The 14,440-nt window shown below is 68.4% G+C and carries 11 protein-coding genes; 4 read left to right on the top strand and 7 right to left on the bottom strand.

The genetic code is table 11. From position 1 onward, the window contains the following. Positions 1 to 5 precede the first annotated feature (5 nt). From ACWDSI_RS00260 to ACWDSI_RS00235, 6 genes are all read right to left on the bottom strand, one after another. On the bottom strand, positions 6 to 1,031 hold the full coding sequence (locus ACWDSI_RS00260) for a 4Fe-4S dicluster domain-containing protein (protein ID WP_449755284.1): 1,026 nt from the start codon (positions 1,029 to 1,031) through the stop codon (positions 6 to 8). Next, a complete protein-coding gene (gene fdh / locus ACWDSI_RS00255) occupies positions 1,028 to 4,315 on the bottom strand; it encodes a formate dehydrogenase (RefSeq protein WP_449755283.1) in 3,288 nt (1,095 codons plus the stop codon). The genes ACWDSI_RS00260 and fdh overlap by 4 nt, the downstream gene beginning before the upstream one ends. A gap of 97 nt (positions 4,316 to 4,412) precedes the next feature. Continuing rightward, a complete protein-coding gene (locus tag ACWDSI_RS00250) occupies positions 4,413 to 4,733 on the bottom strand; it encodes a putative quinol monooxygenase (RefSeq protein ID WP_449745761.1) in 321 nt (106 codons plus the stop codon). A gap of 111 nt (positions 4,734 to 4,844) precedes the next feature. Beyond that, positions 4,845 to 5,648, bottom strand: a complete 804-nt coding sequence (locus ACWDSI_RS00245) for a sulfite exporter TauE/SafE family protein (protein ID WP_449755282.1) — start codon at positions 5,646 to 5,648, stop codon at positions 4,845 to 4,847. 68 nt (positions 5,649 to 5,716) lie between these two features. After that, on the bottom strand, positions 5,717 to 6,538 hold the full coding sequence (locus tag ACWDSI_RS00240) for an alpha/beta fold hydrolase (protein ID WP_449755684.1): 822 nt from the start codon (positions 6,536 to 6,538) through the stop codon (positions 5,717 to 5,719). 195 nt (positions 6,539 to 6,733) lie between these two features. After that, positions 6,734 to 8,308 (bottom strand): MFS transporter, encoded by a 1,575-nt coding sequence (locus ACWDSI_RS00235; RefSeq protein ID WP_449755281.1) that lies wholly within the window; start codon positions 8,306 to 8,308, stop codon positions 6,734 to 6,736. Between the two features lie 125 nt (positions 8,309 to 8,433). On the opposite strand from ACWDSI_RS00235, the gene ACWDSI_RS00230 reads away from it, so the two are divergent. Genes ACWDSI_RS00230 through ACWDSI_RS00215 form a run of 4 tightly spaced genes read left to right on the top strand, consistent with a single transcriptional unit; the run spans position 8,434 to position 12,416 of the window. Further along, positions 8,434 to 9,381, top strand: coding sequence for an alpha/beta fold hydrolase (locus tag ACWDSI_RS00230; RefSeq protein ID WP_449745763.1), 948 nt, complete (start codon positions 8,434 to 8,436; stop codon positions 9,379 to 9,381). A 4-nt stretch (positions 9,382 to 9,385) separates the two neighbouring features. Next, positions 9,386 to 10,231, top strand: coding sequence for a GNAT family N-acetyltransferase (locus tag ACWDSI_RS00225; protein ID WP_449745764.1), 846 nt, complete (start codon positions 9,386 to 9,388; stop codon positions 10,229 to 10,231). Continuing rightward, entirely contained in the window at positions 10,228 to 11,334 is a 1,107-nt protein-coding gene (menC, locus tag ACWDSI_RS00220; RefSeq protein ID WP_449755280.1) for an o-succinylbenzoate synthase, read from the top strand. Before ACWDSI_RS00225 ends, menC begins: the two co-directional genes overlap by 4 nt. Beyond that, positions 11,331 to 12,416 (top strand): MBL fold metallo-hydrolase, encoded by a 1,086-nt coding sequence (locus tag ACWDSI_RS00215; RefSeq protein WP_449745766.1) that lies wholly within the window; start codon positions 11,331 to 11,333, stop codon positions 12,414 to 12,416. Before menC ends, ACWDSI_RS00215 begins: the two co-directional genes overlap by 4 nt. Here the strand turns inward: ACWDSI_RS00215 and ACWDSI_RS00210 are convergent. Then, positions 12,398 to 14,419, bottom strand: coding sequence for an NAD(+) synthase (locus tag ACWDSI_RS00210; RefSeq protein ID WP_449755279.1), 2,022 nt, complete (start codon positions 14,417 to 14,419; stop codon positions 12,398 to 12,400). The two genes, ACWDSI_RS00215 and ACWDSI_RS00210, sit on opposite strands and share 19 nt — an antisense overlap. Positions 14,420 to 14,440 lie beyond the last annotated feature (21 nt).

The raw sequence follows: 14,440 nt of genomic DNA, 5'->3' as shown, positions 1-14,440 counted from the left end.
CGACCTCACCGTGCTCGTCCGGTGAGGAATGAGATCGCCGCGGCGGCAAGCATTCCGGCGGCGGCCACCCCGGCGCGCCGGTACATCGACATCAGGTCCGCGGTGCACACCCGCGGGTCCGGGGGCAAGCCGTACACCTCGGGTTCGTCGAGCAGCAGGAACACCGAACCGGTGCCGCCCACACCGTCGTTCGGGTTGGCGCCGTAGAGCCGGGCCTCGGTCATGCCCTGCGCGTGCAGCTGCGCGACACGTTCGCGCGCGGTGGCCACCATGCCGTCGTGGTCGCCGAACTTGATCGACGTGGTAGGGCATGTCTGGGCGCAGGCGGGCGTCTCGTCGTCGACGAGGCGGTCGTAGCAGAGCGTACACTTCTGTGCCACACCACGTTTGGGCACGGGCGGCTGCTCGCCCTTGCGCTCCCCCTCCCGGGTGGTGGGTTCGACGGTACCGTCTGAACGGCGTTCGACGACGCCGAACGGACATCCCGCGACGCAGGTGCCGCAGCCGTTGCACACGTCGTGTTGCACCACCACGGTGCCGAACTCGGTGCGGAACAACGCCCCGGTGGGGCAGACGTCGAGGCAGCCCGCGTGCGTGCAGTGCTTGCACACGTCCGAGGACATCAGCCACCGGAACTCGGGGGTATCGGGCGGCGTGGTGTCCCCCCGCTGGTCGAGCTTGTCGAGACCACCTTCGCCGACCCGCATCCCCGGCATCCCCGGCATCCCCAGCTCGATGAGCTCGCGTCCCGATTCCCGTGCCGCGTCGATACTTTCGCGGCCCTGTTCGATGAAGGCCACGTGCCGCCAGGTGCTGGCGCCGAGGGCGACGGTGTTGTCGTAGGACATGCCGGTCAGTTCCAGATCACCGTCGCGCGGGTTGTGGTTCCACTCCTTGCACGCGACCTCGCAGGCCTTGCAGCCGATGCAGATCGAGGTGTCGGTGAAGAATCCCTTGCGGGGGCGTTCGGCATCGCCCCAATGCGCGTCGCCGCTGGGGTCGGTGGGTCCCGACAGTTGGTGGCTCGTCACGTATACCCCTCGGCCTGTGGGTCGGTGATCCGGATGTTGTCGGTCTCGACGGTCACCCCGGCGCGCTGCTGATAGGAGCGCACCAGATCGAGCAGTGCCTGCCCCTGCGGTCTGCGCCCGGCGATCACGTCGCACGAGCCCACCTTGGATTCCTGGATCTGGACGTTGGGATCGAGTGTGACGCCGAGCAAATCGTTGGCGGCGTCACCACTGACCACGGCGTCGCTACCCACGCCCCAATGGTAGGGCAGACCCACCTGGTGAACGTCGCGTCCGTTGATCCGCAGCGCCGTCATCCGGTCGGTGACCAGCACGCGCGCCTCGATGGCGGCGCGCGGCGAGACGATGGTGGCCCATCCCTCGTTGACCAGCCCACGCTGCGCGGCGAGTTCGGGCGACACCTCGCAGAACATCTCGGGTTGCAGTTCGGCCAGGTACGGCGACCAGCGGCTCATGCCGCCCGCGGTGTGGTGTTCGGTGAGCCGGTAGGTGGTGAACACGTACGGGTAGACGTCGGCACCGGGCGCACCGGCGCTGGGTGCGTCGAGATTGTCGGTGCGCGCGAAGATGATTCGGGCGGGCGCCTGCTGTTGCGGGTAGAGCGCGTTGGCGACCGGCGATTCCTGCGGCTCGTAGTGTGCGGGCAGCGGGCCGTCGACGAGCCCCTTCGGGGCATACAGCCACCCCTTACCGTCGGACATCATGATGAACGGATCGGTGCCCGACAATGCTTCTGCACCACCGAGTTTCGGGTCCCCTGGCGCGTCGGGGGCCTTGTCGACGGGGAAATCGGGTACGTCGTCGCCGACCCAGCGGCCCTCGTCGGCGTCCCACCAGATGTACTTCTTGCGTTCGCTCCACGGGCGTCCCTGCGGGTCGGCGGAGGCACGGTTGTAGAGGATGCGCCGGTCGGCGGGCCACACCCAACCCCACTCGTGCTGACTGACCGAATCGCCGCCGTGCGGGACGCGGCGCGCCGCCTGATTGACCTTGCCGGCGTAGACGCCGGTGTAGATCCAGCATCCGCCCGCCGTCGAGCCGTCGGCCTTCATCTGGGTGTACGAGGTGAGTGCGTCACCCGCGTCGGGCCCCGACGTGATGTATCCGTTGATCTCTGCGAGCACCGACTCCGGTTCGGGATTGCCGTGCTCGTCGAGCTGATAGTCCCAGGTCATGTCGAGCAGCGGCCGGTCGCGCTCGTCGGTGGAGTCGGCCAGCCGTGCCCGGATGCGTCGGCCGAGTTCGTAGAAGAAGTCCAGTTCGCTCTGCGCCTGCCCGGGCGGGGCGACGGCCTGGTGTCGCCACTGCACCATCCGCTGGGTCTGGGTGAACGATCCGGCCTTCTCGACGTGCGTGGCCGCGGGCATGAAGAACACCTCGGTGCCGATGTCCTCGGTGCGCAGTTCGCCCGACGAGATCTCGGGCCCCTCCTTCCACCAGGTGGCCGACTCGATCATGTTCAGATCGCGCACCACCAGCCATTTCAGGTGACTCATCGCGAGCCGCTGCTGGCGGCCGTTGGCCGACCCGACGGCCGGGTTCTGGCCGAGCACGAAGTAGCCCTCGACCTCGTCGGCAAGCATCGACACCGTCGTCTGATAGGTGCCCGCGGGGCCGTTGAGCCGTGGCAGATGGTCGAAGCACCAGTCGTTCCCGGCGGTGGCGGCGTCACCGAACCACGCCTTGAGCAGGCTGATCATGTACGTGTCGGCGTACGCCCAGTACCCCTTCTCCGCCGGGGATCCGACGGCCCCGAGATAGTCGGCGAGGGTGTCGTGCTGCCCGACCGACGGCATCGGCAGGTAGCCGGGAAGCAGGTTGAACAGCGTCGGAATGTCGGTGGAGCCCTGGATGGACGCGTGGCCGCGCAGCGCCATGATGCCGCTGCCGGGACGCCCGACGTTGCCCATCAGCAACTGCAGGACGGCCGCGGTGCGGATGAACTGTGCGCCCAGGGTGTGCTGGGTCCAGCCGGTGGCGTAGCCGAAACACGTGGTGCGGTCGCGGCCCGAGTTGTCGACGATCGACTCGGCGAGGTAGGTGAAATCGTCGACGGAGATGCCGCACATGTCGCGCACCATCTCCGGCGTGTAGCGCGAGAAGTGCCGGGTGAGGATCTGGAACACGGTGTGCGGATCCTGCAGGGTCTCGTCGCGAAGTACGTCGGCGTGCTGCAGCGGCGGACCGCCGGAACCGTGCTCGTCGCCCGCCGCGCGACCGGAGGCCGACGCACCGTGTTCGTTTCGTGGGCTGTCGATGTTTCCGTCCTGCGCGTCGGCGTAGGCCCAGGTCGACGGATCGTACTGCCCGGTCTCGGGGTCGAAGCCGGAGAACAGGCCACCGAGATCCTCGGTGTCGCGGAAGTCGTCGTTGACGATGGTCGCCGCGTTGGTGTACGCCACCACGTAGTCGTGGAAGTACCTCTGGTGGGTGAGCATGAAGTTGATCAGCCCACCGAGCAGCACGACGTCGGAACCCGCACGGATCGAGATGTGCTTGTCGGCGTTGGCCGACGTTCGCGTGAACCGCGGGTCGACGTGGATCACCCGGGCTCCCCGGGCGCGTGCCTCGACAACCCACTGGAATCCCACCGGATGCGCCTCGGCCATGTTGCCGCCGATGAGCACGATGCAATCAGCGTTGGCCATGTCCTGCAGTGATTGCGTGGCGCCGCCGCGTCCGAACGAAGCCCCCAGACTGGGGACGGTTGCGGAGTGTCATATGCGGGCCTGGTTCTCGATCTGGATCGCACCGGCCGCGGTGAAGAGCTTCTTGATCAGGTAGTTCTCTTCGTTGTCCAGGGTGGCCCCGCCGAGCGAGGCGATCCCCATCGTCCGCCGTAGCCGGCGGCCCTGGTCGTCGACCTCCTGCCACGTACGGCGGCGGGATTCGACGAACCGGTCGGCGATCATGTCGATCGCGGTGTCCAGGTCCAGGTCTGTCCACTCGGTGGCGAAGGGCGCCCGATAGCGGATCTTCTTCTGGCGCAACGGATTGTTGACGAGCTGTTCGCTCGACGCCCCCTTGGGGCAGAGCCTGCCGCGTGAGATCGGTGAATCGGGGTCACCCTCGATCGCGACGACCTTCTCGTCGGTGACGTACACCTTCTGCCCGCACCCGACCGCGCAGAACGGGCAGACGCTTTGCACCACACGGTCGGCGGTGGCGGTGCGGGGTTCGATCGCGCGGGTGCGGGCCGACTGCACGGCCGGACCACGACCGAACTTGTCGCCGGTGCGCAACTGCCGGAACACCGGCCACTCCAGGGGGCTGAAGGAGGGCACGTTGCCGAGTCTAATCACGGACCGGTGTGCGGGCAGCTACTGCCGTAGATCGGTGCCGCCTGGTGACACTGATCTACGGCACAGCCGATACCGAGGATCAGACGGCGCCCTTGTCGGCGTCGCCGGCGGGCACCGCGCCGAACGTCTTGACGTCCAGCGGCGCGGCGAGCAGCGACCCGATGGCACCGCCGAGTTCGGCCAGGGCCGCACCCTTGCCATGGGTACCGAGGGCGTCGGCCGATGCCCACTTCTCGATCATCACCAGATCGGTGCCGTCGCCCGTCGCCTCGTGCAGGGCGTAGAGCTCGCATCCCGGTTCGGCGTGCACCTTGGGGATCGCCGCCAGGATGGCGTCGCGGACCTCCTGCTCGTGTCCGGGTTTGGGCGAGATGGTGGCGACGACGACCACAGCGGACATGGTGGCTCCTTCCGGTGACCGGCATCGACGCCGGCCCTGGCCAACCGTACGACGTAACCACTTGCAGCCGTCACGGATTCACGCAACCGGAGGTGCCCGCATCCGAATCGGTCAGGCCAGCAACCGCCACAGGCCGATGAGTCCCACCACCACGATCACGATGCGCAGCGCGGTCGGCGACAGGCGACGGCCGTACTTCGCGCCCACCACGCCGCCGACGAGCGAGCCCACCGCGATCACCGCGGCGGCCGGCCACACGATCCGGTCGAATGCCACGATCGTGTAGGTGACGGCGGCGACGACGTTCACGATCAGTGACAGCAGATTCTTCGCGGCGTTCACCCGTTGCAGATCGTCGGGGGCGATGATCCCGATCGCGGCGATGAGCAGGATTCCCTGGGCGGCGGTGAAGTAGCCGCCGTACACGCCGATCAGGAACGTCGCCAGGGTCAGCGCCCCGACGCGGGCCGGCGTCAACGGAAACGCCTCGGCCAGTGACCGGTTCGGGTCCGCAGACTTGCCGCCCAGGGCTCGCCGCAACGCCCACCGCTGGATGTAGGGCTGTGCCACCACCAGGATCAACGCGCCCACCAGCAGCACCGGAACCACCGACTCGAACACCTTCTCGGGAAGGTTCAGCAGCAGATAGCACCCGAGGAGTGCACCGAAGAACGACGCGGGGATCTGCCAGCGCAGCCGCGGCCACTGCCCCTCGAGCTCCCTTCGGTACCCCCACGTCCCCGACACCCCGCCTGCGACGAGCCCGATGGCGTTGGAGATCGTCGCCGACACCGGCGGCACCCCGAAGGCCACCAGCGTGGGGAAGGTGATCAGGGTGCCGCTGCCGACGAGCGCGTTGATGGCTCCGGCGCCGAAACCTGCGGCGGCTACCGCTATCAGCTCCCAGGGCGACATCGTCTCAGCATGCCGCACACGCTCCCGGCATGACGAAGCGCCTTGCCGCGCGCAGGCCGGTGGAGGTGTTAGTGGTCGACGACGGACGCGGGGGCGGACGCGGCGACCGGGAGCGCCAATGCGTCGACGGCCTCGATGAACGGCGGGATGAACCTCTCGGCGCCCAGCACGCAGCAGGCGTGGCCGCCGTCCACGTCGAACCGGCGCGCGCCGGGGATGCCGTCGACCAGCAACTGCTGTCGCTCGGGTTCCACCACCCGGTCGTGCACCGACACCACCACGGAGGTCGGCACGTCGATGTCGGCCAGCCACGGTTGCGAATCGAAGCGGCCGAGCCCGGCGCCGAAGTCGCCGGCGTGCGACAGCGGAGTGGACAGGAACTGTCGCATCGCCCAGATGGAGGGATGCGATGCGGGCGCGTCGAGCGCGCGGTCCGACGGTCGCGGCAGCGCTTCGTAGATCGGCCGCAGGACCCGGCCGATGCGCTCGTCGCGGCTGCGGCGTTGCCGATCACGTTCGCTGAAGTACGGGCCGGTGGAGCACAACACCAGCCCGGAGACCCGTTCGGGGTGACGTTGCCAGACGAGCTGGGCGATACCGCCGCCCATCGAGAATCCCGCGGCGGCGAAACGCTCGATGCCCAGCGCGTCGGCCAGCCCCACCACGTCGTCGGCGCAATCGAGCAGATCGAACCCGCCCACCTGGATTCCCCGGCCGTGCCACCGATGGTCGAGCGTGATGACCCGGTAGCGCGAGTTGAGTTGCGGGATCACCGGATACCAGCAGAGCAGTCCGGTGGTGAGCACCGAGTGCAGCAGGAAGACCGCGGGCGCATCGCGCGGGCCGGAATCGGTGACGAACGTGCGTCCGCGTCCGTGGATCTCCACCATGGCGCCGGCCGGCAGATCGCGGACCGGGTAGGGCTTGATCACGTGCCCGATGGCGCGCCGAGCGCGTCGACCCGGCGACACTCCTACGCCCTCGATCCTGTCGCTACCCACGAGGTCAACCGTACGGGAGACGACTGAGAGCGGGCTGGGTCGAACGGCCCGATCGGCCCGCCGACCACGTCACATCGACTGGGCTCAGCGGACCGGGGTACTGAACAGATGCCGTTCGTCGGGCACACCGGTCTCGGTCATCGCGAGCACACGGGCCACGTTCTCGTGGTCGTAGCCGGTCCACCGCGTCTGATGCTGGCGCTGGTACTCCGACCACGACGGCACGATGAACTGCTCGACGAATCTGTTCGCCTCATCGGCGCTGCGGTAGAGCCGCCAGTTGCGGGCGCCGGTGCGGCGCCGCGACCGCGCCACCGCGGGCATCGCCGAGAGGAAGTCGGGCTGCCGCGACGGCGGCACGTCGTAGCGTGCGATCACCTCGACCGGGCCGTCGCGCGGCTCCGGCTCGAAGATGAGGGTGGGCACCGGCCATGCCATCGACAGTTCCCGGTCGAGGGTGCCGGTGGCCGGATGCAACGGGAGCACTCGCACGCTGGCCGCGGTGAGCACCAGTGCGACACCCGCGATGACCAGTGCCCACCGGGTTCCGAGGTGGCTGCCGAGTGCCCCCCACAGCAGCGCGCCGATGCCCTGTGACCCCATGAAGACCAGCAGGTACGCCGACATCCCGCGGGCACGCACCCACTGCGGCAGGGTGAGCTGGGTGGCCGCGTTCAGCGAGGTGAGAGTGACGATCCAGGCGATCCCGGCCGGCACGAACAGCACGAGTGCCGCCCACATCGGAAGGGTCACCGCGCCGATGGTGGCGATACCGAACAGCAACGCCGACGACGAGAGCAACACGTTGGGGGCCAGATGGTCACGCAGCCACGGCATCAGGGCCACCCCGACGAGCGCACCGATCCCCAGCACGCCCAGGACCAGGCCGTAACCCGTCGATCCGAGGTGGAAATAGTCGCTGACCACCAGCGGCAGCAGCGCCCACAACGCCGACGCGGGCACCGCGAACAGTGCCGATCGCAGCAGGATGCGGCGCACGATGGGTGCCGCCACCACGTACCGCAGACCCGCCGCCATCGATTCGGCGAGATGTTCGGGTTCCACCTGGGACTGCGCCGTCGGCCGGTGCCAGGCGAGCAGCGCAACGACCACGGCCAGATACGACGCGGCGTTGAGCGCGAACACGGTCCCGGCCCCGCCGGCGGCGAAGAGGAGACCGGCCAGCGCGGGGCCGATCGCCCGCGCCGCATTCACCGAAACGCTGCCCAACGATGCCGCGTCGGGAATCTGTTCGCGCGGCACGAGTTCGGGAGTGATCGCCTGGAAGGCCGGCGACGAGAGCGCCGCTCCCACCCCGAGCAAGAAGGTCAGGATGAGCAGGCCGGCGGTGTCGAGGTGCCCGGTCCAGGCCAGCACCGCCATCACCGCACCGATCACCGCCGAGTACACCGACATCACCACCAGCAGCCACTTGCGGTCGAGGATGTCGGCGAGCACCCCGGCGAGCAGCGAGAACAGCAGGGTCGGTAGCAGGCTCGCGGTCTGTACCAGCGAGATCGCCGTCGGCCCGGCGTGGTTTTCCACCAGGAACCACTGGGCGCCCACGGTCTGCATCCACAACCCGACGTTCGAGACGAGTTGCGCGATGAACAGATTGCGGAACGTTGCGTTCCGGAGCGGCTCCCACGCTGACGCCATGTGTGCTCCCGTCGGTTCGAGGTGAGTCCCACCTTGCCGGTTTTCGCGGCGACGGTCATCTCCACCGACACCGGTTGTCGCCGAACCGGGATCGAGTGTGATCCAGATCATGAGATGCTGATCACATGATTGAGGTCGATCGCCCCAAGATCGAGGGCTCGATCGCCGTCGAGGATGGTCGCGGCGGTCACCGGCGGATCGGCTTCGCGGAATACGGCTGCCCGTCGGGGCGTCCGTTCGTCTGGCTGCACGGCACCCCGGGTGCCCGCCGGCAGATCCCCACCGAGGCCCGACGCCACGCCGAAACGTGCGGTATCCGGCTCATCGGCCTCGACCGGCCCGGGGTCGGATCATCCACCGCCCACCGATACCAACGCGTCTACGACTTCGTCGACGACCTCACGCAGGTCGTCGACGCGCTCGGCGTCAACGAGTTCGCGGTGATCGGCGTGTCCGGCGGCGGGCCCTACGCGCTGGCCACCGCCCACGCGTTGGGCCCACGCGTCTGCGCGGCAGGCGTCGTCGGGGGTGTCGCACCCACCGTCGGACCGGAGGCCATCGCCGGTGGCGTGGTGGGCGTGACCCGGCACCTGGCGCCGCTCGTGTCGGTGGCGGGTGCCCCGGTGGGCCGGACGATCAGCACGGCGCTGCGTTTCGCCCGACCCATCGCCGAGCCGTGCATCATGCTCTACGGCCGGTTCTCGCCCGTCGCCGACCGCGAACTCCTCGCCCGCCCAGAGTTTCGCGCCATGTTTCTCGACGACCTGCTCAACGGCGGCAGCCACCGGATGGAGGCCCCGTTCACCGACGTCGTCGTGTTCGCCCGGGACTGGGGATTTCGCGCCGCCGACGTCAGCACACCGGTGCGCTGGTGGCACGGCGATCACGACCACATCGTGCCGTTCGCCCACGGCGAGCACGTGGTGTCGCTGCTGCCCGACGCCAAACTGTTCACGCTGCACGGGGAAAGCCACCTCAGCCCGTTCGGCATGGCCACCGAGGTGCTCGACGAACTGCTCGCGGTGTGGCAACAGGGTCGGGTCGCCGGCGTGGAGCAGCGCGGACCACAATGAGGTCATGACGCAGGAGTCCCCCGAGGTGGTGATCCGCGAGCTGACCACGAACGACGACCTGGTCGCGCTGAGCAGGATCTTCGACGACGTGTGGCATCCCGATCCCGGTAATCGTCCGGTGAGCACCGACATGCTGCGGGCGCTGTCACATGCGGGCAACTACGTGGCGGGCGCGTTCGTCGGCGGCCGTTTGGCCGGCGGCAGTGTCGCCTTCTTCGCGGCGCCGGTGGGCGAGGTGCTGCACAGCCACATCACCGGGGTGTCGCATCTCGGCCGCGGCCACCGCGTCGGGTTCGCACTGAAGATGCACCAGCGCGACTGGGCCCGTGCCCGCGGTATCGGTGCGATCACCTGGACCTTCGATCCGCTCGTCGCCCGCAACGCCTACTTCAACATCGCCAAACTCGGGGCCCGCCCGACGCGCTACTACCGCGACTTCTACGGCGATGTCGGCGATGAACTCGGCGGCACCGACGAATCCGACCGGGTGCTGATGTACTGGCAGCTCGACGACACTTCGGCAAGCGAACCCGAGGCGCCCGATGTCTCGACCCTGCGTGCGCAGGGCGCCGCCGAGGCCATCGATCTGACCGATCCGTCGCACCCGCGGGCCACCGGCGCGGTGGCGGCACCGGAGACAACAGTGGTGGTGGCTGTACCCGCCGACATCGAGGAGATGCGTCGGCGGCATCCGCTCGAGGCGTCGCGGTGGCGCAGTGCGCTGAGAGATGGACTCTCCCCGCTACTCGCACCGGCCGGTGCGGGTGTTCGCCCGGTGCGGTTCTTGCGCACGGGCCATTACGTGTTCGGTCCCGAAGCCGCCACCGACACGGCGGGTTCGGTGGCATGAAACCGGTCGGCTTCGAACTGCGCCGCGTCGACCTGCCGTTGGTCAGTCCGTTCCGGACGTCGTTCGGCATCGAATACAGCCGCAACGCGCTGCTGGTGCGGGCGGTCACCGACGCCGCCGAGGGCTGGGGCGAATGCGTCACCATCGACGATCCGATCTACTCCGAGGAATACACCGACGGGGCGATCGACGTGCTCCGCCGATTCCTGCTCCCCGCAATATTCGACGCCGGCGACATCACCGCGGCGCAGGTGGCCCCGCTGCTGCGACACATCAAAGGACACCGCATGGCCAAGGCCGCCCTGGAGGCGGCGATCCTCGACGCCGAACTGCGAGAGGCCGGTATGGCACTGGCCGCACGGCTGGGCGCCACCGCGTCATCGGTACCGGTGGGTGTATCGGTGGGCATCAAGGACCGCATCGACGACCTGCTCGCCGAGGTCTCCACCCACATCGAGAACGGTTATCACCGCATCAAACTGAAGATCGAACCCGGATGGGACCTCGACCCGACCCGCGCGGTACGGGAGCGGTTCGGCGACTCGATCGCCCTGCAGGTCGACGCCAACACCGCCTATGGTCCCGCCGACATCGGGCACCTGGCGAGACTCGACGACTTCGAACTGCTCCTCGTCGAGCAGCCCTTCGACGAGGAGGACCTCCGCAGCCACATCCGGCTGCGTGAGGTGTCGCGCACCCCGGTGTGCCTGGACGAATCGATCGTCTCCGCGCGCTCGGCGGCCGAGGCCATCACGCTGGGCGCCTGCGACATCGTGAACATCAAACCGGGACGCGTGGGCGGATACCTCGAGGCGGCCCGCGTGCACGACGTCTGTGCGGCACACGGCATTCCGGTGTGGTGCGGCGGAATGGTGGAGACCGGGGTGGGTCGCGCCGCCAATCTCGCATTGGCGGCGATGCCGGGATTCGTTCTGCCCGGCGACATCTCGGGCACCGACCGGTATTTCGCCCGCGACATCACCGCACCGTTCGTGGCCGCCGGCGGGCGGATGTCGGTGCCCACCGGGCCCGGAATCGGCATCACCCCCGACCCCGACGCGCTGACCGACCTGACGGGCTGGAGCGAGTGGGTGCGGCGGTGAGCGCCGCGATCGACATCACCGGACACCGCCAGCGCGAGGCGTGGGCACAGAAGGTTCTCCCGCCGGTCGAGGAGGTCCGGCCCGGACTGTGGTCGATCCCGGTCCCGATGCCGCGAAATCCGTTGCGCTACATCCTCGTCTACGCACTCGCGCTGCCCGACGGGTCGCTCGCGCTCATCGACACCGGATGGAACACCGACGAGGGCTGGCGGCTGTTGGTCGACGGTGTGCACGCGACCGGTCACGACCTCTCCGACATCTCCCATGTGTTCATCACCCACCTGCATCCCGATCACTTCGGCAACGTGCCGCGGCTACTCGAGCACACCGACCCCGTCCTGGGCATGCACCGCAACGATGCGCGGCACCTGCAGCACCGTGACGACGACGCGATCGAACGGGAAATCGCCTCTGCTGTTGACGATCTCGAGATGCTCGGCGCGCCGACCGACGTGGCCGACCTCAGCATGCGGCTGTTCGTCCGGCTTCCCAAGGATCGTCGGATCGACGTGGAACTCGACGACGACGATCCGCTCGACCTGCCCGGCTGGAACCTGAGGACGGTGTGGACACCCGGGCACACGGCGGGGCACCTCTGCTTTGCCGACGACGCCGCGAACGTGGTGTTCACCGGTGATCATCTGCTGCCGCGAATCAGCCCGAACGTCTCGGCGAGCCCGTTCTCCTCGCCGAGTCCGCTCGCGGAATACCTGATCTCGTTGGCGCACACCGAACATCTGCCCGACCTCGAGGCACTGCCGTCACACGAGTACCGATTCCGTGGACTCGCGACGCGGGTGGGCGCGTTACTGGCCCATCACGAGGAACGGCTGACCGAGATCACCGAGGCGATCGCCGCGTCACCGGAGTCCACCGCGTGGGAGGTCACGCGTTCGGTCACCTGGTCTCGTCCGTTCGGGGAACTGTCGATCGGGCTGGGCCGGATGGCGCTGCGGGAGACCGCCGCCCACCTCACCGTGCTCGCGGAGCGCGGAGTGATCGAGTCGCACGGCGAGGTGCCAGTGCGCTGGTCGATCCGGACCGAGCAGTCCCCCGCCGCGCCTCACCGCCCGGACAGCTGATCGAGCCAGGCCCGCGCGGACGCATCCGACGGCGAACGCCAGTCACCGCGCGGCGACAGCGAACCACCCGAACCGATCTTGGGCCCGTTCGGCATGGCGGTGCGTTTGAACTGGTTGCCCATGAAGCGTTTCAGGAACACCGACAGCCACCGCTCGATGGTCTGCGCATCGTAAGAGTTACGACGATCGGTGGCGATCAGATCGGACCACGGGCCGCGATCCGGATCACCCCAGGCCTGCCGCGCGAGATAGGCGACCTTGGTGGGCCGGAAACCGAAGCGCGTCAGGTGATACAGGAAGAAATCGTGTAGTTCGTAGGGCCCGACGGCGTCCTCGGTGCTCTGGACGACGCCGTCGGCACCGGGTGGCACGAGTTCGGGGGTGATCACGTCGTCGAGGATCTCGGCGAGCACATCGGACGTCTCCGTGGAGTACTCGCCCACCGTGATCATCCACCGGATCAGATGCTGGATCAGGGTTTTCGGCACCGACGTGTTGACGTTGTAGTGCGACATCTGGTCGCCCACACCGTAGGTACACCAGCCCAACGCCAGTTCGGACAGGTCGCCGGTGCCCAGCACGATGCCGCCGTGATGATTGGCGAGACGGAACAGATGCGAGGTACGCTCACCGGCCTGCACGTTTTCGAAGGTCACGTCGTAGAGCGGCTCCCCGTTCGCATACGGGTGCCCGATGTCGGCGAGCATCTGCTCGCACGACGGACGGATGTCGAGTTCGCTGCCGCTGACCCCCAGCGAATCCATCAGCACGTGCGCACGGCGCAAAGTGGCTCCGCCGGTGGCGAATCCGGGCATCGTGTAGGCGAGGATGTTGGCGCGTGGCAGGCCGAGGCGATCGAAGGTGTCCACCGCCACCAGCAGTGCGAGCGTCGAATCGAGTCCGCCGGAGACACCGATGACCACCTTGTCGATGCCGGTGGCGCGCAACCGCGCGGCCAGTCCCTGCACCTGGATGTTGCGCACCTCGCGGCACCGTTCGTCGCGGTCGGCCGCACCGGCAGGCACGAACGGGAACCGCGGTACCGTGCGGCGCAACTCGTCGTCGGTGCCGAGGTTTCCGAAGTCGAAGTGTATGCGGCGCAACGACTTCAACCGCTGCGCATGATCGCCCACCTGATCACCGAAGCTGCTCATCCGGATTCGCTCCTGCCGTAGGCGATCCAGGTCGACGTCGGCGACGATCAGCTGCTCGTTCGGCGCGAACTGCTCGCTGCGTGCGAGCAGGGTCCCGTTCTCGGCGATCAGCGCGTCGCCGTCCCATGCCAGATCCGTTGTGGATTCCCCGTATCCGGCTGCGACGTACACGTAGGCGGCGATGCACCGCGCGGAGATCCCGGCACACAGGTCGCGTCGGTAGGCCTCTTTGCCGATGGTGACCGGACTGCCGGAGAGATTGGCCAGGACGGTGGCACCGCCGAGAGCCGCCCACGTGCTCGGCGGGATCGGCACCCACCCGTCCTCGCAGATCTCGACATGCAGGGTGAAACCGGGAATGTCGCCCGCCTCGAACAGCAGGTCGGTGCCGAACGGCACGTCGGCGCCGAACAGCGCCACGGTGTCGAGCGGGGTGTCGCGGGCGGCCGTGAAGTACCGCTTGTCGTAGAACTCGCGGTACTCGGGCAGATATGCCTTGGGCACCACCCCGAGCACGGCGCCGTCGTGGATCACCGCGGCGCAATTGAACAGACCGTTGCCCACCACCAGTGGCAGCCCCACCGCGATCACCGGGGCCAGTCCGCGACTGGCGTCGACCACCGCGGCCAGAGCGGTCAGCGACGCCTCGATGATCGCGTCCTGTTGCACGAGGTCGTCGATGCTGTAGCCGCTCAGTCCCATCTCGGGGAACACGACGAGTGCGGCACCGGCCGCCGCGGCACTGCGCATCAGGCCGATCGTGGCCTGCGCGTTGGCCGCCGGATCGGCTATCGAGACGACCGGCACCGCACCGGCGACGCGCGCGAATCCGTGATCGTAGATGGACACGCCACTCAGCCTAGATGGCCA

This window comes from Gordonia sp. NPDC003429 (assembly GCF_053588575.1).
Note: the sequence above shows the minus strand (reverse complement) of the source record. Positions and strands in the feature narration are given on the sequence as shown.

Excerpts from the sequence above, each read along its gene's own strand:
- ACWDSI_RS00250 (WP_449745761.1), bottom strand. The coding sequence starts at position 4,733 with ATGTCCGCTGTGGTCGTCGTCGCCACCATCTCGCCCAAACCCGGACAC.
- ACWDSI_RS00245 (WP_449755282.1), bottom strand. The coding sequence starts at position 5,648 with ATGTCGCCCTGGGAGCTGATAGCGGTAGCCGCCGCAGGTTTCGGCGCC.
- ACWDSI_RS00240 (WP_449755684.1), bottom strand. The coding sequence starts at position 6,538 with ATGGTGGAGATCCACGGACGCGGACGCACGTTCGTCACCGATTCCGGC.
- ACWDSI_RS00225 (WP_449745764.1), top strand. The coding sequence starts at position 9,386 with ATGACGCAGGAGTCCCCCGAGGTGGTGATCCGCGAGCTGACCACGAAC.
- menC (WP_449755280.1), top strand. The coding sequence starts at position 10,228 with ATGAAACCGGTCGGCTTCGAACTGCGCCGCGTCGACCTGCCGTTGGTC.
- ACWDSI_RS00235 (WP_449755281.1), bottom strand. The coding sequence starts at position 8,308 with ATGGCGTCAGCGTGGGAGCCGCTCCGGAACGCAACGTTCCGCAATCTG.
- ACWDSI_RS00230 (WP_449745763.1), top strand. The coding sequence starts at position 8,434 with ATGATTGAGGTCGATCGCCCCAAGATCGAGGGCTCGATCGCCGTCGAG.